18 protein-coding genes and 1 pseudogene are annotated in these 18,135 nt (G+C 39.9%); 16 read left to right on the top strand and 3 right to left on the bottom strand.

The window, feature by feature from the left end; translation table 11 throughout:
- Nucleotides 1-128 precede the first annotated feature (128 nt).
- The 4 genes from HT680_RS05665 (at nt 129) to HT680_RS05650 (ending at nt 5,771) form a co-directional block, all read left to right on the top strand.
- The gene (locus tag HT680_RS05665; protein ID WP_188110752.1) at nt 129-689 is read left to right on the top strand and encodes a GNAT family protein; all 561 of its coding nucleotides are present in this window, start codon (nt 129-131) and stop codon (nt 687-689) included.
- Nucleotides 690-1,796 (top strand): hypothetical protein, encoded by a 1,107-nt coding sequence (locus HT680_RS05660; RefSeq protein WP_061454529.1) that lies wholly within the window; start codon nt 690-692, stop codon nt 1,794-1,796.
- Nucleotides 1,793-4,441, top strand: a complete 2,649-nt coding sequence (locus tag HT680_RS05655; RefSeq protein ID WP_173258899.1) for a valine--tRNA ligase — start codon at nt 1,793-1,795, stop codon at nt 4,439-4,441. The genes HT680_RS05660 and HT680_RS05655 overlap by 4 nt, the downstream gene beginning before the upstream one ends.
- Before the next feature lie 94 nt (nt 4,442-4,535).
- Complete coding sequence (locus HT680_RS05650) at nt 4,536-5,771, top strand: DNA cytosine methyltransferase (protein ID WP_173258897.1); 1,236 nt, start codon at nt 4,536-4,538, stop codon at nt 5,769-5,771.
- Between the two features lie 52 nt (nt 5,772-5,823).
- On the opposite strand, the gene HT680_RS05645 is transcribed toward HT680_RS05650, so the two are convergent.
- Complete coding sequence (locus HT680_RS05645; protein WP_173258894.1) at nt 5,824-7,608, bottom strand: ATP-binding protein; 1,785 nt, start codon at nt 7,606-7,608, stop codon at nt 5,824-5,826.
- Nucleotides 7,609-7,974: 366 nt separating this feature from the next.
- Here HT680_RS05645 and rpoE point away from each other — a divergent pair, with 366 nt between their 5' ends.
- The 11 genes and pseudogenes from rpoE (at nt 7,975) to HT680_RS05590 (ending at nt 15,183) form a co-directional block, all read left to right on the top strand.
- Entirely contained in the window at nt 7,975-8,565 is a 591-nt protein-coding gene (gene rpoE, locus HT680_RS05640) for a DNA-directed RNA polymerase subunit delta (protein ID WP_000418414.1), read from the top strand.
- A 138-nt stretch (nt 8,566-8,703) separates the two neighbouring features.
- Nucleotides 8,704-9,411, top strand: coding sequence for a phenylalanine--tRNA ligase beta subunit-related protein (locus HT680_RS05635; protein WP_173258892.1), 708 nt, complete (start codon nt 8,704-8,706; stop codon nt 9,409-9,411).
- 77 nt (nt 9,412-9,488) lie between these two features.
- Nucleotides 9,489-9,584, top strand: a pseudogene (locus HT680_RS05630) (choline-binding protein A); the annotation flags it as partial.
- A gap of 93 nt (nt 9,585-9,677) precedes the next feature.
- Complete coding sequence (locus tag HT680_RS05625; protein WP_173258890.1) at nt 9,678-9,977, top strand: DUF4651 domain-containing protein; 300 nt, start codon at nt 9,678-9,680, stop codon at nt 9,975-9,977.
- The gene (locus HT680_RS05620; protein WP_173258888.1) at nt 9,974-10,291 is read left to right on the top strand and encodes a thioredoxin family protein; all 318 of its coding nucleotides are present in this window, start codon (nt 9,974-9,976) and stop codon (nt 10,289-10,291) included. The genes HT680_RS05625 and HT680_RS05620 overlap by 4 nt, the downstream gene beginning before the upstream one ends.
- Nucleotides 10,292-10,306: 15 nt before the next feature.
- On the top strand, nt 10,307-10,933 hold the full coding sequence (gene ytpR, locus HT680_RS05615) for a YtpR family tRNA-binding protein (protein WP_173258886.1): 627 nt from the start codon (nt 10,307-10,309) through the stop codon (nt 10,931-10,933).
- Between the two features lie 41 nt (nt 10,934-10,974).
- Nucleotides 10,975-11,736, top strand: a complete 762-nt coding sequence (locus HT680_RS05610) for an SDR family NAD(P)-dependent oxidoreductase (protein WP_173258883.1) — start codon at nt 10,975-10,977, stop codon at nt 11,734-11,736.
- Nucleotides 11,737-11,812: 76 nt separating this feature from the next.
- Nucleotides 11,813-12,208: a single-stranded DNA-binding protein gene (locus HT680_RS05605; protein ID WP_173258881.1), complete on the top strand. Its 396-nt coding sequence runs from the start codon at nt 11,813-11,815 to the stop codon at nt 12,206-12,208.
- 156 nt (nt 12,209-12,364) lie between these two features.
- Entirely contained in the window at nt 12,365-12,649 is a 285-nt protein-coding gene (gene groES, locus HT680_RS05600) for a co-chaperone GroES (protein WP_173258878.1), read from the top strand.
- Between the two features lie 15 nt (nt 12,650-12,664).
- Nucleotides 12,665-14,287, top strand: coding sequence for a chaperonin GroEL (gene groL, locus HT680_RS05595; protein ID WP_173258876.1), 1,623 nt, complete (start codon nt 12,665-12,667; stop codon nt 14,285-14,287).
- 128 nt (nt 14,288-14,415) lie between these two features.
- On the top strand, nt 14,416-15,183 hold the full coding sequence (locus tag HT680_RS05590) for an epoxyqueuosine reductase QueH (RefSeq protein WP_076984767.1): 768 nt from the start codon (nt 14,416-14,418) through the stop codon (nt 15,181-15,183).
- Between the two features lie 70 nt (nt 15,184-15,253).
- Here the strand turns inward: HT680_RS05590 and HT680_RS05585 are convergent, their stop codons facing one another.
- Both HT680_RS05585 and recX read right to left on the bottom strand, forming a co-directional pair.
- Nucleotides 15,254-15,787: a DUF402 domain-containing protein gene (locus HT680_RS05585; protein WP_000775318.1), complete on the bottom strand. Its 534-nt coding sequence runs from the start codon at nt 15,785-15,787 to the stop codon at nt 15,254-15,256.
- Between the two features lie 88 nt (nt 15,788-15,875).
- Nucleotides 15,876-16,652, bottom strand: coding sequence for a recombination regulator RecX (gene recX / locus HT680_RS05580; protein WP_173258874.1), 777 nt, complete (start codon nt 16,650-16,652; stop codon nt 15,876-15,878).
- Between the two features lie 37 nt (nt 16,653-16,689).
- On the opposite strand from recX, the gene rlmD reads away from it, so the two are divergent.
- Nucleotides 16,690-18,060: a 23S rRNA (uracil(1939)-C(5))-methyltransferase RlmD gene (gene rlmD, locus HT680_RS05575; RefSeq protein WP_173258872.1), complete on the top strand. Its 1,371-nt coding sequence runs from the start codon at nt 16,690-16,692 to the stop codon at nt 18,058-18,060.
- The last annotated feature ends 75 nt before the right edge of the window (nt 18,061-18,135 follow it).

Raw genomic sequence — 18,135 nt, 5'->3', positions numbered from 1 at the left:
GATGATGAAAAATTGAAATAAACAAAGATGCGGGCTTGGCCCGAAATTGGGTGGTACCGCGGATAAACACATTCGTCCCTGTCATGTAGATGGCAGGGGCGATTTTTTGTAGAAAGCGAGGAAGAAGAATGACAAGAGCTGAGTTGCCAGAAAGAATCGAAACAGAACGTCTTCTTTTACGAGTCCGAACAGTGGCTGATGCAGAGGATATCTATGCCTACGCTAGTCTCCCAGAAGTTTCTTACACAGCAGGTTTTCCGCCCGTCAAGACCTTAGAAGATGAGATTTATTATCTGGAGCATATCCTTCCTGAGCGCAATGAAAAGAACAATCTCCCAGCGGGCTATGGAATTGTCGTTAAAGAGACTGATAAAGTTATTGGATCTGTTGATTTCAACCATCGTCACGAGGATGATGTCTTGGAGATTGGCTATACCTTACACCCGGACTATTGGGGCCGTGGTTATGTGCCAGAAGCTGCGCGTGCCTTGATTGACCTAGCTTTTAAAGAACTGAGTCTTCACAAGATTGAGCTGACTTGTTTTGGCTACAATGTCCAAAGTCAACGAGTCGCCGAGAAACTTGGCTTTACCTTAGAAGCTCGCATAAGAGACCGCAAAGATGCCCAAGGCAACCGCTGTGACAGTCTGATATATGGCTTGCTGAAGAGTGAGTGGGAGGTGAAATAGATGGCTAGAAAGAAGAATAGAAAAAAAGAATTAAGGCATCAAGTGAGAGAAGAAAATTCTCCCTCGATGGAATGTAAGGTGGATATTAAAGAAGGAGAGACTTACTTTGCACATATTCCTATTCAAAATGGTGCTCAAATAATTCATCCGTTTAAACCACAGAAATTTAGTAATGGAACCATCGGTGCAATTACTCCAGCATATACAACAGATGAATCACTTCAGTTAGAGTTGCAAAAGAGCTTATTGAGGCGAGATAATAGTGAAATTGAGATTTTAGTAAAAAAAGTTCTTTCTTTTATAAAAAATGAATCAAATTATACTTTTAATGAACTCAAAGAATTTATTGATAAGATCATTAGCATTGATGAGTTTGGTTCTTATATCCAAAACAATCATGAAGCTTTAGTGGCTAAAAAAAATACTCAATTTTATAGGGCTATTCCTCTAGTTGACGAAAATGGTAAGCTAAAAAAAGATTTTGCCCCAGATACTTGGCGATTTATCAATCCTAACTCTAGCTTACAAAGATTGAATACCGATAAAGAGTCTGTATTTTATACAGCAGCACTTGACAGAGCAGCAATAGAAGAAGTTGGTATAAAAAAACAGACAGATAAGTTTGCGTTGTTTATCTATAATGCAAAAGATAATTTTAAAATATTACCTATTCAAAAAAATCCCTTTGGCAATGAGCGATTTCCGAAAGAATTACAAGATTATGGATTACAGACAACAAAAGTTTTAAATGAGATTTTTTCGTCTAAATCTAGTGGTGATGTAGAACATGACAAGAAAGTATATGAGTTATCAAATTATATAATAGAAAAATATTTTCCACTTTCCAGAAATAAAGATTATAAAGGGTGGTCATATATTTCTGTTGAATTCAAAGATGCAATAGAATATGAACCAAATTACCAAGAGGATAGGTTTGACCTATTATGTGTTGCTTTTCCAAAGGATACATATGATAAATGTCTAGATATGTTGAATGTTACTTGTGTCTTGTTTAATTGTACAGATGAGGATATGAGACAGTTAAATCTATCTTATTCAAAATGTGAAACCGAAAAGAATAGAATAGTAAAAGGAGAACTAAAATGAAAGAACTTTCACCTAAATACAATCCAGCCGAGGTTGAGGCTGGTCGTTACCAAAAATGGCTTGACGAAGATGTTTTCAAGCCTTCAGGCGATCAAAAGGCTAAGCCTTATTCTATCGTTATTCCACCACCAAACGTAACTGGGAAACTCCACCTTGGTCACGCTTGGGATACAACTTTGCAGGATATCATCATCCGTCAAAAACGTATGCAAGGTTTTGATACTCTTTGGCTGCCAGGGATGGACCATGCTGGGATTGCGACTCAGGCTAAGGTTGAGGAGCGCTTGCGTGGTGAGGGCATCAGTCGTTATGACCTCGGTCGTGAAAAATTCCTTGAGAAAGTCTGGGAATGGAAAGATGAGTATGCGACGACTATCAAAGAACAATGGGGCAAGATGGGGCTCTCTGTAGACTACTCTCGCGAGCGTTTTACCCTTGACGAAGGTTTGTCAAAAGCCGTCCGTAAAGTCTTTGTGGACCTATACAAGAAAGGCTGGATCTACCGTGGTGAGTTTATCATCAACTGGGACCCAGCAGCACGCACAGCCCTTTCTGATATCGAGGTTATCCACAAGGACGTAGAAGGTGCCTTCTACCACATGAATTACATGCTGGAAGATGGCTCACGCGCCCTTGAAGTTGCGACAACTCGTCCAGAGACCATGTTTGGGGATGTTGCGGTTGCAGTCAATCCAGAAGACCCACGCTACAAGGCCTTGATTGGAAAAAATGTCATCCTTCCAATCGCTAATAAATTGATTCCAATCGTGGGAGACGAGCACGCCGACCCTGAGTTTGGTACTGGTGTCGTGAAAATCACACCTGCTCATGATCCAAACGACTTCTTGGTTGGTCAACGCCACAACTTGCCACAAGTCAACGTCATGAACGACGACGGAACCATGAATGACTTGGCCTTCGAATTTGCAGGCATGGACCGTTTTGAAGCTCGTAAGGCAGTCGTTGCTAAGTTGGAAGAAATCGGTGCCCTCGTTAAAATCGAAAAACGTGTCCACAGTGTTGGTCACTCAGAACGTACTGGTGTAGTGGTTGAACCACGCTTGTCTACGCAGTGGTTCGTCAAGATGGACCAATTGGCTAAGAATGCCATTGCCAACCAAGACACAGAGGACAAGGTTGAATTTTACCCACCTCGTTTCAATGATACCTTCCTTCAATGGATGGAAAATGTCCATGACTGGGTAATCTCTCGTCAGCTCTGGTGGGGTCACCAAATCCCTGCTTGGTACAATGCTGAGGGTGAAATGTACGTCGGCGAAGAAGCTCCAGAAGGTGATGGTTGGACTCAGGACGAAGACGTCTTGGATACTTGGTTCAGTTCTGCCCTTTGGCCATTCTCAACTATGGGCTGGCCTGATGTCGACTCAGCAGACTTCAAACGTTACTTCCCAACTTCAACCCTCGTAACAGGTTACGACATTATCTTCTTCTGGGTGTCTCGTATGATCTTCCAATCCTTGGAATTCACTGGCCGTCAGCCATTCCAAAACGTTCTGATCCACGGTCTCATTCGTGACGAGCAAGGACGTAAGATGTCTAAGTCACTCGGTAACGGGATTGACCCAATGGACGTCATCGAGAAATACGGTGCTGATGCCCTTCGTTGGTTCCTTTCAAACGGTTCTGCGCCAGGTCAAGACGTGCGCTTCTCTTACGAGAAAATGGATGCCTCTTGGAACTTCATTAACAAGATTTGGAACATCTCTCGCTACATCCTCATGAACAATGAAGGCTTGACTCTTGAGCAAGCGACTGCCAATGTCGAAAAAGTTGCCAACAAGGAAGCTGGAAATGTCACAGACCGCTGGATTCTCCACAACCTCAATGAAACCATCGGAAAAGTCACTGAAAACTTTGATAAGTTTGAGTTTGGTGTAGCTGGACACATCCTCTACAACTTTATCTGGGATGAATTTGCGGACTGGTACGTTGAGTTGACCAAGGAAGTCCTTTATAGCGACAACGAAGAAGAGAAAGTCATCACACGCTCTGTTCTCCTTTATACTTTGGACAAGATTCTTCGTCTCCTCCACCCAATCATGCCTTTCGTGACTGAGGAAATCTTTGGACAAATCTCAGAAGGCTCTATCGTTACAGCAGAATACCCAACTGTTAACCTAGCCTTTGAAGACCTTACTGCCCACACTGGTGTCGAAAGCCTCAAAGACTTGATCCGTGCTGTTCGGAATGCGCGTGCGGAAGTAAACGTTGCACCAAGCAAGCCAATCACCATCCTTGTTAAGACCAGCGATAGCGACTTGGAAGCCTTCTTTAACAGCAATGTCAACTACATCAAACGCTTCACAAATCCAGAACACTTGGAAATCGCTTCAAACATTCCTGCACCTGAACTCGCTATGTCAAGCGTCATCACAGGAGCAGAAATCTACTTGCCTCTCGCAGACCTTCTCAATGTCGAAGAAGAGCTCGCTCGTCTCGACAAGGAACTCGCTAAATGGCAAAAAGAACTGGATATGGTAGGCAAGAAACTCTCTAACGAACGCTTCGTAGCCAATGCCAAACCAGAAGTCGTCCAAAAAGAACGCGACAAACAAGCCGACTACCAAGCGAAATACGACGCGACTGTCGCACGTATTGATGAGATGAAGAAACTCGTGAAATAAACTATAAACCTCGGCATTTTGCTGAGGTTTTTGGTATAATAGATAATAGTGTGTATTTGATTTAATATATTTTATTTATTTAAAAGGCTTAATTATGATTAATATAATAGATTTATTTAGCGGTGCAGGTGGATTAACTGAGGGATTTAGAAATCAGCGATATAAAATATTGGGACATGTAGAGAAAGAGAAAGCAGCTTGTGAAACTTTAAAACTTAGGGAAGTATATTATTATTTAAAGGAAAAAAATAAATTAGGACTTTATAATGACTTTTTAAATAGTAAGACTAGTATAGAGGATTTGTTGAAACATGTACCTCGAGAAAAATTGAATAAAATTCTTAACTTTGAAATTAGTCAAGAAAATATTCATAGTATTTTTAGTTTTTTTGATGATTTAGGGGAAAACGTTGATGGAATTATAGGAGGTCCTCCGTGTCAAGCTTATTCAACCATTGGAAGAGCTAGAAATGCTAGTAAAAAGTCTTCAGATGAAAGAATCTATTTATATAAATTTTATATACATTTTTTAAACAAGTATCAACCTCAATTTTTTATTTTTGAAAATGTAAAAGGCTTATTGAGTTTTAGAGATGCTGATGATGAGTTTTTATTACCTAGAATGAAAAAAGAATTTGAAGAGGCTGGCTATTCTTTAGGTTATGAAGTTTTAAATACTAAAAACTATGGTGTCCCACAATCAAGAGAAAGACTTATTATTTTTGGAGTGATGAATGAGAAAAAAGAACTTATTCAAGAATTCTTTAAAAATCTTAAAAAATATGAAGAAAATGAGGTGGATGTTAAAACAGCTTTTCAGGGATTACCTAGTTTAAGGGCGGGAGAAGTAAACAATTCTTATACAAATTTATCAAATGATTATGTTGAACGATTTTTTTTACAGGATTCTAAAACGCCATTAACTCAAAATATTGCAAGACCAAATAATAGCAACGATTTAGCAATTTACAAAATTGTAGCAGAAGCTAAGAAAAATGGTATAAATATTAAATATAGTGATCTTGACTCAGGGCTAAAAACCCATAAACATACGGATAAATTTTTGGACAGATTCAAAGCTCTTTCATGGGATTCTCCATCGCATACAGTAGTTGCACATATTTCAAAAGATGGTCATCATTATATTCATCCAGATACAAAACAAAATAGATCAATTACTGTGAGAGAAGCAGCTAGATTACAGGGATTTCCGGATAATTACTATTTTTTAGATTCTAGAACCAGTGCTCTTACTCAAATTGGTAATGCAGTTCCTCCAATTTTTAGTAAAAAGATGGCTGATGCGATTTTGACATTGGAATTTAAATAAAAATCAACATATGTTCAATTTCTAAACGATGAACATATGTTGATTTTTTTAGTTACAAAAGATCAAACGCAGCAAGAAGTTGAGGAGCTACAGCATTCCATATTGTTTTTAAGGTATCAAATTGAGGGAAATTATGAGCATCATGCATTAATGTATTTAAATGCTCTGTTGCTCTTATATTTGAAAATTCGTCAATTAGGCTTTGAACTCTATTTTGGGCTATTTTTCCTTTTCTAGAAAGCAGTCGAACCATGGTTTCATACTTAACTTTAAACGAAAGTTTGTCAACTTCATTTTCGGCAGTTAGTGTTTTTGGACGGTTATTTTCTATTATTAGATTATGAGTACTTGCTTCCTCCCAGTAGCGTTTCAATAATGTTGTTGTTGTACTTTCAATCATAGCACGTAATAGCAAGCCCTGGGTCAAAATGAAACGATCGATATTTTTATCTTCCGCTGCTTCTATCATCTCCTCTCTTAGCCTTCGGATTTTAGTACCAATATTTTGTGGAACTCTAAAATTAGCTGGGACTAGTTCTTTATACACACTGTGATCCTTTTTATATGAGGTAGTTGATTTTATTACAGTTTTTAAAATAGATTGTTTTGTTTGTTCAGGTATATCAACATTATCATTTTCTAATGCTTTACTGATTTTATTGATACTTTTTTTATCCTCGGTTGATAATGTAGTTTCTACTAAGGAGGAATTCTTTTGTATATTTTCTTGCGCTTTTTTTTCTTTTGCTTCAGAACGTCGCTTTCTCCATTCTCTTTGAATAATCCCAATTAGTTTGTTAAGATTTTCTTTGATTTCTATTAGCTCTTCATCAGCTTCCCATCTAATAGATTGTCTATCTGTTGAAATAAAATCTTTTTTATTATCATCATCAAGAAAATCAATATTAAAGTACCCAGCTGCATAGCTATAGAAATTATCATTTGCTCTATCTTGAAATTGTGTAACAGATTGTTCACTTGCTAGCTTCCCTCTAGATAGTACTGAAAATCCACGTTGATTTGCTTGTAAAGGTGTTTTCTTGGTATAAATAATCCCGTTTATATGAAACTCTTTAAGTTTATGAATGGCTACTTGAGACTGCTTATTTGTAAGAGTTTCAAAATCATCTGGAAAAGAAAAAGTAAACTCAGTTTCATCTTCCTTGGGTCGTATACTTTTGACAAATACTTTCTCATCTAATTCCATAGTGAGACCATTTTCGTCTGTTAAAGTGACTAAAAAATCTGTACGAGAATATTTATTAAATCTTTTAGAAAGACTCTCATATAATGATTCAATTTTGGTGAGATTTTTTAAAGTAATATCTTTAATGATTATTTTTGTGCCATTTGGTTCAGATGTTTTAACATTGTAGTTGATTGTTTTTGGATGATAAACACTATTGGATGAACTTTGTATGTCATTATAATTCAATTCAAAAGAATTAAGTTTTCCGTTTTGGATACTGTCAATGATAATTGTATTAGCAATACCAAATAATGCTAGTTTTCCAAGTCCCTTTTTGCCTGTGACTTTTCTACCATTTTTCGAGAGCCCAGTTTCTCTTTTTTCATCATTTTGTTTATCTGTCAAACGTCTATTTCTAGCAATAGTTAAGAAGTTTTCATTTATCTCTTTTGCTGACATACCGTTACCGTCGTCTGAAACAATTATTATTTTTTCTTTATAATTTATATTGATTTGGACATTATGACTGTCAGCATCCCAAGAATTAGTGATGAGTTCAGCAATTGCTTGTGGTAATTGTTTGTATAATCCAATACCTAGATGTTGAATCGTTGCAGCATGGTAGTTAAGTGTAAATTCTTCAGACATATCGGACTCCTGTGTTTAATATTTGGTTAAATATAGTATATCATATTTTAAAAGTAAAATATCGTTAATACTGGTCATTCATTTTGATTCAAATCTATTTTGTATTAGATTCATAATAGCAGTTTGACAACACGGTAATTGCCGCTGCAACAACATTTATTATTTTTTTGACATAAGCTACCTCCAAGTAATATCTTTAAATTTACCATGTGATAAAATCAATTGATTTTTACTTAATAAATCATAGATAAATCTATTTTAACCTTTGACTATTCCGCAAAATTATCGTACAATAAAGAGTACATGATAAAATGAGGTCAGAGTCTGTTCGCTCTGGCGATAGTAGTAAAAATGAGGAGAAACGCTTTGGAATTAGAAGTATTTGCTGGGCAAGAAAAAAGTGAACTATCTATGATTGAGGTAGCGCGTGCTATCTTGGAACTTCGTGGTCGCGATCATGAGATGCATTTTAGCGATCTTGTAAACGAAATTCAAAACTACCTTGGAACATCAAACAGCGATATCCGCGAAGCCTTGCCTTTGTTCTACACAGAGTTGAACTTTGACGGTAGCTTCATCTCTCTTGGAGACAACAAATGGGGTCTTCGTTCATGGTATGGTGTAGACGAAATTGACGAAGAAATCATCGCTCTTGAAGAAAGTGACGACGATGAAGTAGCACCAAAAGCTAAGAAAAAACGCGTCAACGCCTTTATGGATGGTGATTCAGATGCCATTGACTACAATGCAGATGATCCAGAAGACGAAGATGCATACGAAGCCGATCCAGCTCTTTCATATGATGATGAAAATCCAGATGATGAGAAAAATGAAGTGGAAGCTTACGATGCAGAAATCAACGAAATCGCTCCAGATGACTTGGGTGAAGATGTGGATCTCAACGAAGAAGACGACGAGTTTTCTGACGATGACGCTGAAACGAGTGACGAAGTATAAGAAGCCTCACAGAGGAGATCAGTTTGATCTCCTCTTTTTATTTGTCGGGAGAGAGTTGATGATTTCCTTGAAATCAGGGACTAGAAGGTGTAGAATAAAGGTGGGATGGTGTACATTTTTCAAAGGAGGTGCCTACCTATGGAGTTTCGTTTAGATAAAAGTTTGTATGACTTGGGGATCAAGAATGTCGTGATTGGTATTGCTAAAAACGTCGACCCTCACGCTGATTTGCCTCTTGCTTTTCTGAAAAAGAAAGAGGAGAGGGAGAAATGGGCGCTAGAGTGTGATGTAAAAGAAGTTCAAGAGTCTCCTGTTGTCCAAGGTTATAGGCAGTTGCTCCAGCGAGTCGGGCGTAGCGTCAAGAAAAATCCACCGACAGTGGTCGCCCTCATTCGCAATATCCAGCATCGTGGTTCTCTCCCTCACATCAATAGTATCATCGATATCTACAATGTAGAGGCGCTTTCTTCTTTGCTAGCGATTGGTGGGCATGATTTGGATAAGATTGGAGGGCAGATAGAGTTTTCTGTTAGCCAAAGGGAGGACATTTTCCTACCTATCTTGTCAACGGAGAAGCACGTTGCGCAGACGGACTATGTCTATCGTGATGAAAAAGGAGTTCTAGCTTGGCTGGATGTTCGTGATGGTGAACATTACAAATTTGATGAAGATACAAAAAATGCTATTTTCATCATTCAAGGGAATGAAAATACTTCTGTCGAGATGCGTTTAGAAGCGTTAGAAGAAATTGAAAAGGATTTGGCTGCTTGCATGCCCGATTTGCAGTTTGAAAAGAAAGTCATTTCTCTTGAAGAAAACCGCACGGTGGTTCAGGACATTTACTGAGTTTTATAGTACCCACTTTATGGTATGTAAACAAAGGAGGAAAGTGCCATGAAGTCCAATGCTTGGATAAAGGACAAGGCAAGTGGTACTACTTAGACTCATCTGGTAAAATGCTTCGCAACACCTACACACCTGATGGTTATTATGTCGGCAACTCAGGCGCTTGGCAATAAGAATTAGATGTCCTCTTTCCTCATTGAGGGAAGAGGATTTTCCTTGCCTATATACTGCTTCCCTATTTGTCCTAAAGCCCTTTTTGTGTTACAATGAAAGGTATGAAAGCTAAGAAATTATGGATGACAGGCTTGACTGTGGCTGGTCTAAGTGCCCTCGCTTTGGGTGCCAAAAAAGCAGCAGATAATCACAAACTCATGAAGACGCAAGAGAAGTTAACCGCTATTGTGCGCGAACTTTTCTCAGATATGGGAGAGATTGCGACACTCTATGTTCAAGTCTACGAAAGTAGTCTAGAGCGACTTGTCGGAGGAGTCATTTTTGAGGATGGTCGTCACTATACCTTTGTCTATGAAAATGAAGATCTAGTCTATGAGGAGGAAGTCTTATGATTGCTCCCGCTAGTATAGAAGAACTCGCAGGTTTTGTCGAACAGGATGGCAAGAAGGTCTTTCTTTTTGTGGCGGACTGGTGTGGCGATTGTCGTTATATCTATCCAGCCTTGCCAGAGATTGAGGAGACCAATCCAGAGTTCACCTTTATTCGAGTGGACCGAGACCAGTATCTGGATCTAGCTAAACTCTGGGATGTTTACGGGATCCCTAGCCTCGTTGTTCTAGAAAAGGACAAGGAAATCGGTCGTTTTGTTAATCGTGACCGTAAAAGCAAGGAACAAATTAACGACTTTTTAGCAGGACTGAAATAGGAGAAAAAGGAAACAATGATTTTTACATATAACAAAGAACATGTCGGTGATGTCCTTATGGTCATCGTGAAAAATAGTGGCGATGCCAAACTGGACGTGGAGCGCAAAGGCAAGGTAGCCCGAGTTTTCCTCAAAGAAAATGGAGAAACGGTGGCTTGGAATATTTTCGACCTTTCAAGTTTGTTTGAAATTGCAGAGCGTGGCCAAGTCTTTTTATCAGATGAGCAAGTAGCACGTTTAAACCAAGAGTTGCAGGTGGAAGGCTTTACAGAAGAGATTGTCAATGACACAGAACCTAAGTTTGTTGTTGGTGAAATTGTCGAGATGGTAGCTCACCCAGATAGCGACCACCTCAATATCTGCCAAGTGGCAGTCGCAAGTGACAAGACCGTGCAAATCGTTGCAGGGGCTCCTAATGCGCGTCTTGGCTTGAAAACCATTGTAGCGCTTCCTAGAGCTATGATGCCAAAAGGCAATCTCATTTTTCCAGGCGAACTTCGCGGTGAAAAGAGTTTTGGCATGATGTGCAGCCCTCGTGAATTGCATTTGCCAAATGCTCCGCAAAAACGTGGGGTTATTGAATTATCAGAAGACCAAGTTGTTGGAACTCCATTTGACCCAGCTAAACACTGGACTGCCTAGGAAGTTGTTAGTATCTGATAAATCAGATAGAAGGAAATAAGATGGCAAAAAATGTAGTGATTACAGGAGCGACCTCAGGAATCGGTGAAGCGATTGCGCGTGCTTATCTGGAGAAGGGGGAGAATGTCGTCTTAACAGGGCGACGGACAGACAGACTAGAAGCCCTCAAGTTGGAGTTTGCAGAAAGTTTTCCAAATCAAACAGTTTGGACTTTTCCACTAGATGTCACGGATATGACCATGGTAAAGACTGTCTGCTCTGATATTCTAGAAACTATAGGTCAGATTGATATTCTGGTCAACAATGCCGGACTGGCTCTAGGATTAGCACCCTATCAGGACTACGAAGAGTTGGATATGCTGACAATGTTGGATACCAATGTCAAGGGTTTGATGGCAGTCACTCGCTGTTTCTTGCCAGCAATGGTAAAAGCCAATCAAGGGCATATCATTAACATGGGGTCGACCGCAGGAATTTATGCCTATGCAGGTGCAGCTGTCTATTCGGCCACCAAGGCGGCAGTTAAAACTTTTTCAGATGGACTGCGAATTGATACCATCGCAACGGATATCAAGGTGACGACCATTCAGCCAGGGATTGTCGAAACAGATTTCTCTACAGTTCGTTTTCACGGTGACAAAGAGCGTGCTGCTACCGTCTATCAGGGAATTGAGGCCTTGCAAGCGCAAGACATCGCAGACACTGTGGTCTATGTGACCAGTCAGCCCCGTCGTGTGCAGATTACAGATATGACTATTATGGCCAATCAACAGGCGACAGGTTTCATGGTTCATAAAAAATAAAAAATTTTCTCGAAAAGTTACAAATTTTTGTAACTTTTTTTGATTGTCTGCGAATAGATAAGTAGGAGGATGAAAAATGTATAATAAAGTTATCTTGATCGGGCGTTTGACGTCTACACCAGAACTGCACAAAACCAACAATGACAAGTCAGTAGCGCGCGCAACTATCGCTGTGAACCGTCGTTACAAAGACCAAAATGGCGAACGTGAAGCTGATTTTGTCAATTTGGTTCTTTGGGGAAAATTGGCTGAAACCTTGGCAAGTTACGCGACCAAAGGTAGTCTTATCTCTGTGGATGGAGAACTTCGTACCCGTCGCTTTGAGAAAAATGGCCAGATGAACTATGTGACTGAAGTCCTTGCCACAGGATTCCAACTTTTGGAAAGCCGCGCCCAACGTGCTATGCGTGAAAATAACGCAGGACAAGATTTGGTAGACTTGGTTTTGGAAGAGGAGGAATTGCCATTTTAAGCATTGAAAAGTCTGAGTTGGTCTCAGGCTTTTTTATATTGAGAAAGTCAGACTTTTTTCTTGACTATTTCTGACCAAGTGATACAATAGAATTATAAATTAGCACTCAGATATAAAGAGTGCTAATAATATGTAGTTCATTATGGAGGAAAACAGATGTTGAAACCATTAGGAGACCGTGTGGTCTTGAAAATCGAAGAAAAAGAACAAACTGTTGGAGGCTTTGTCCTTGCAGGATCAGCCCAAGAAAAAACAAAAACAGCCCAAGTTGTAGCTACTGGACAAGGTGTTCGTACTTTGAACGGTGACTTAGTAGCTCCAAGCGTTAAGCCTAGAGACCGTGTTTTAGTGGAAGCCCATGCAGGTATTGATGTCAAAGATGGCGATGAAAAGTATATCATCGTAGGCGAAGCCAACATCTTGGCTATCATTGAAGAATAGAAGGAGAAAGTAAGTATGTCAAAAGAAATTAAATTTTCATCGGATGCCCGTTCAGCTATGGTCCGTGGTGTTGATATCCTTGCAGACACTGTTAAAGTAACCTTGGGACCAAAAGGACGTAACGTTGTGTTGGAAAAATCATTCGGCTCACCATTGATTACCAATGACGGTGTTACTATTGCTAAAGAAATTGAACTAGAAGACCATTTTGAAAATATGGGTGCCAAATTGGTATCAGAAGTCGCTTCAAAAACCAATGATATCGCAGGTGACGGAACGACAACTGCAACTGTCTTGACCCAAGCTATCGTCCGCGAAGGAATCAAAAACGTCACTGCAGGTGCTAATCCAATCGGCATTCGTCGTGGGATTGAAGCAGCAGTTGCCGCAGCTGTAGAAGCCTTGAAAAACAATGCCATTCCAGTTGCTAATAAAGAGGCCATCGCTCAGGTTGCTGCCGTATCTTCTCGTTCTGAGAAAGTCGGCGAATACATCTCTGAAGCCATGGAAAAAGTTGGCAAGGATGGAGTCATCACCATTGAAGAGTCACGTGGGATGGAAACAGAACTTGAAGTCGTAGAAGGAATGCAGTTTGATCGCGGTTACCTTTCACAGTACATGGTGACAGATAGCGAAAAGATGGTGGCTGACCTTGAAAATCCATATATCTTGATTACCGACAAGAAGATCTCCAATATCCAAGAAATCTTGCCACTTCTAGAAAGCATTCTCCAAAGCAATCGTCCGCTCTTGATTATTGCAGACGATGTGGATGGCGAAGCTCTTCCAACCCTTGTCTTGAACAAGATTCGTGGAACCTTCAACGTAGTAGCAGTTAAGGCACCTGGCTTCGGTGACCGTCGCAAAGCGATGCTTGAAGACATCGCTATCTTGACAGGCGGAACAGTCATCACAGAAGATCTTGGTCTTGAGTTGAAAGACGCTACTATTGAGGCGCTAGGTCAAGCAGCGAGAGTAACTGTGGACAAAGATAGCACGGTTATCGTAGAAGGTGCTGGAAATCCTGAAGCTATTTCTCACCGTGTTGCGGTTATCAAGTCTCAAATTGAAACTACAACTTCTGAATTTGACCGTGAAAAATTGCAAGAACGCTTGGCAAAATTGTCAGGTGGTGTTGCAGTAATCAAGGTCGGAGCTGCAACTGAAACTGAGTTGAAAGAAATGAAACTCCGCATTGAAGATGCCCTCAACGCTACTCGTGCAGCCGTGGAAGAAGGAATCGTTGCTGGTGGTGGAACAGCTCTTGCCAATGTGATTCCAGCTGTTGCTGCCTTGGAATTGACAGGTGATGAAGCCACAGGACGCAATATTGTTCTCCGTGCCTTGGAAGAACCTGTCCGTCAGATCGCTCACAATGCAGGATTCGAAGGATCTATCGTTATCGATCGCTTGAAAAATGCTGAAGTTGGCACGGGTTTCAACGCAGCAACTGGCGAGTGGGTTAATATGATTGAAGAAGGAATCATCGACCCAGTTAAAGTGAGCCGTTCAGCCCTTCAAAATGCAGCATCTGTAGCCAGCTTGATCTTGACAACAGAAGCAGTCGTAGCCAATAAACCAGAACCAGTAGCCCCAGCTCCAGCCATAGATCCAAGTATGATGGGCGGGATGATGTAAAAGTAACTTATAAAAAAACACAAAAGGAGGGAATGCATATCCCTTCTTTTTATGATAATCACTTCTAAAATTGATTTGAGCTCTCCTAACTTATATGATAAAATAAGACTAGAAAAAAGGAGAAGAACATGATTGATGTAGAAGAAATTCTGAGCAAGATGAATCCCAATCAGAAGATTAATTATGACCGTGTTATGCAGAAAATGGTTCAGATTTGGGAGAAAAATGAGCAACGTCCCACTATTCTCATGCATGTTTGCTGTGCTCCTTGTAGTACCTATACCCTAGAATACCTGACCAAGTACGCGGATGTGACTATCTATTTTGCCAATTCCAATATCCATCCCAAGGCAGAATACCACAAGCGAGCTTACGTCACCAAGAAATTTGTCAGTGATTTCAATGAGCGAACAGGCAATACGGTTCAGTACCTTGAAGCTCCCTACGAACCAAATGAATATCGGAAGTTAGTCAGAGGACTGGAAGAAGAACCCGAAGGTGGGGACCGTTGCAAGGTTTGTTTTGATTACCGTTTGGACAAAACAGCGCAAGTGGCTATGGATTTGGGCTTTGACTACTTTGGTTCAGCCTTGACCATCAGTCCCCATAAGAATTCTCAAACCATCAATAGTATCGGAATTGATGTGCAAAAGATTTATACAACCCACTATCTCCCAAGTGATTTCAAGAAAAATCAAGGCTACAAGCGTTCGGTGGAGATGTGCGAGGAGTATGATATCTATCGTCAATGTTATTGTGGATGCGTCTATGCAGCTCAAGCCCAGAATATTGATCTTGTTCAGGTTAAGAAGGATGCCACGGCTTTCTTGTTGGATAAGGATGTTGAAAAAGACTATTCCCACATCAAGTTTACTGTTACTAAATTAGATATATAGCAATCAACCCAGCTGAAAAGCTGGGTTTTTCAAATAAAAAAACCAGGGTTTTCACCCCAGTTTGACAACTTTACCGATTCTTTAGTTCTATGTAGCGTTTGTACCAAATGTTGACATAGGCCTCTGAGAAAGGACCGCGTCCATTGTTAATCCAATCAACAAGGATTTTAACATGCTCTTTCAAAATATAGTCTAAATCATCAGAATACTTCATTTTGCGTTTATGGCGTTCATACTCTTCAACGTCCAAGAGACGCTTTTCACCATCAGTGAAAACCTTGACATCCAAATCATAATCAATGTATTTCAGGGCTTCCTCATCTAGATAGTAGGGGCTAGCCATATTGCAATAGTAGGAAATCCCATTATCGCGAATCATAGCAATGATATTAAACCAATATTTTTTGTGAAAGTAAACAATAGCCGGTTCTCGAGTCACCCAACGACGACCGTCACTTTCGGTAACAAGTGTGTGGTCGTTGACGCCGATAATGGCGTTTTCTGTTGTTTTTAGTACCATGGTGTCTCGCCAAGTACGGTGGAGACTCCCATCATGCTTATAACTTTGAATTGTAATAAAGTCGCCTTCTTTTGGAAGTTTCATAACTAACCAACTTTCTACAATTTATAAGTTTATCGTCTACTATTATATCATAAATTGGTCTAATTTTTTTGAATTTTACACGAAAATATTAAAGATATTCTCTGAGAGCGCTGGCTATATCCGAAAAATCATAGCCTTTTCGAGCTAAAACTTGGGTTAAACGTTGTTTAAGTTCGTATCCTTCATACTTTCGAGCATACTTAGCATATTGTTTGTCTAACTCTTTGAAAATGAGTTCTTGAGTCGTTTCTTGGTCGACTTGACTGTCCAAGTCATCAAAGGCATTTTTAGCATCAGAATAGGAGAAGCCTTTGTTCGTCAAGCTTTGAATAATCTTATCCTGCAAGGCACGAGCAGGAAGCTTTCCGGTATGTTTTTTAAGTAGTTTCTCCGCCACACGATGAGCAACCTCTGAAAAATCAAAATCCTTTAAAACATCTTCGATGGTTGATTTTGCCACTCCTTTTTGAGATAGTTTCTGAGTCAGTAAATAGGGTCCTTTATCACCAGAAAGTTGGTTGGCATTGATGATGGAATAAGTATACTGATGGTCATTAATCCAGTTATCTTCTTTTAGATTAGTGATAACTTGACTAGCGATTGTATCTTCAATATCATACTTGTCCAGATACTCTCGCACTTCTTTTTCTGTACGGGCCTTAAAGGATAGATGGTAGAGAGCAAGATTTTTACCATAAGAAAACTGGGCAAAGTCCTGAATCTCGGTAAGTTCCTCTTTACTAATGACCTTATCTCGAGACAGCATAAAACGGACAATGGTATCTTCAGTGATATAAGAGGTCTGTTGATGATCTAGCTCCATCAAGTAGAGACGTTTTTTCTTTTCAAGTTTTGTGATTTTCATAGTTCTATTATACCCTAAAATGTGATAAGATAGGGGTATGAATCTGAAAGTCAAACAAAAAATACCTTTAAAAATCAAGCGGATGGGCATCAATGGTGAGGGAATCGGTTTCTACCAGAAAACCCTCGTTTTTGTGCCAGGCGCCCTCAAAGGAGAAGACATCTATTGTCAGATTACTTCTATTAAACGCAACTTTGTTGAAGCCAAATTACTAAAGGTTAATAAGAAGTCTAAATTTCGAGTCGTGCCAGCTTGTACCATTTATAATGAATGTGGTGGTTGCCAAATCATGCACCTCCACTACGATAAACAGTTAGAGTTCAAAACGGATTTGCTCCATCAAGCCCTGAAAAAATTTGCTCCTGCAGGATATGAAAACTATGAAATCCGTCCAACTATCGGAATGCAGGAACCAAAGTACTACCGTGCTAAGCTTCAATTCCAGACTCGTAAATTTAACAATCAGGTCAAGGCAGGTTTGTATGCGCAAAACTCTCATTATCTCGTAGAGTTGAAAGACTGTTTGGTGCAAGATAAGGAAACCCAGACAATTGCGAATCGCCTAGCTGAACTTCTTACTTACCACCAAATTCCAATTACAGATGAGAGAAAAACGCTCGGTGTTCGCACGATCATGGTACGAAGAGCGAGAAAAACGGGTCAAGTTCAGATTATCATTGTCACGAATCGCCAGCTTAATTTAAATCAACTAGTCAAAGACCTAGTCAAGGATTTTCCAGAAGTAGTTACAGTTGCAGTCAATACAAATACAGCAAAAACAAGTGAAATCTATGGTGAAAAGACGGAAATTATCTGGGGCCAAGAGAGTATTCAAGAAGGAGTACTTGATTATGAGTTTTCTCTCTCGCCCCGAGCTTTTTATCAGCTTAATCCTGAGCAGACAGAAATTCTCTATAGTGAAGCAGTTAAGGCTCTGGATGTCAGCAAAGAAGATCATCTGATTGATGCCTATTGCGGTGTTGGGACGATTGGATTTGCCTTCGCAAATAAGATCAAGAGTCTCAGAGGGATGGATATTATTCCAGAAGCCATAGAAGATGCCAAGCGAAACGCTCAAAAAATGGGGTTTGACAATACCCATTACGAAGCGGGAACAGCTGAAGAGATTATTCCACGCTGGTATCAAGAAGGTTACCGAGCGGATGCCCTGATAGTCGATCCTCCTCGTACAGGCTTAGATGATAAGCTGTTGGATACCATTCTGACCTATGTTCCAGAAAAAATGGTCTATGTATCCTGCAATGTTTCAACCTTGGCACGAGATTTGGTTAAACTGGTAAAAGTTTATGATCTCCAGTATATCCAGTCAGTCGATATGTTTCCCCACACTGCACGGACAGAAGCAGTGGTTAAGTTAGTGAAGAAAAGAAAAAATCAAATTCACTGAAAAAAGTCCTTGACAAAGAGGAAAAAGTAGGTATAATAGAAAGAGTTGAAAAGCTCAGGTCCGTTGGTCAAGGGG

It is taken from the genome of Streptococcus sp. 5905 (genome assembly GCF_013276505.1).
In the GTDB taxonomy this organism is placed as follows: Bacteria; Bacillota; Bacilli; order Lactobacillales; family Streptococcaceae; genus Streptococcus.
This window is presented reverse-complemented; position numbering and strand designations above follow the sequence as displayed.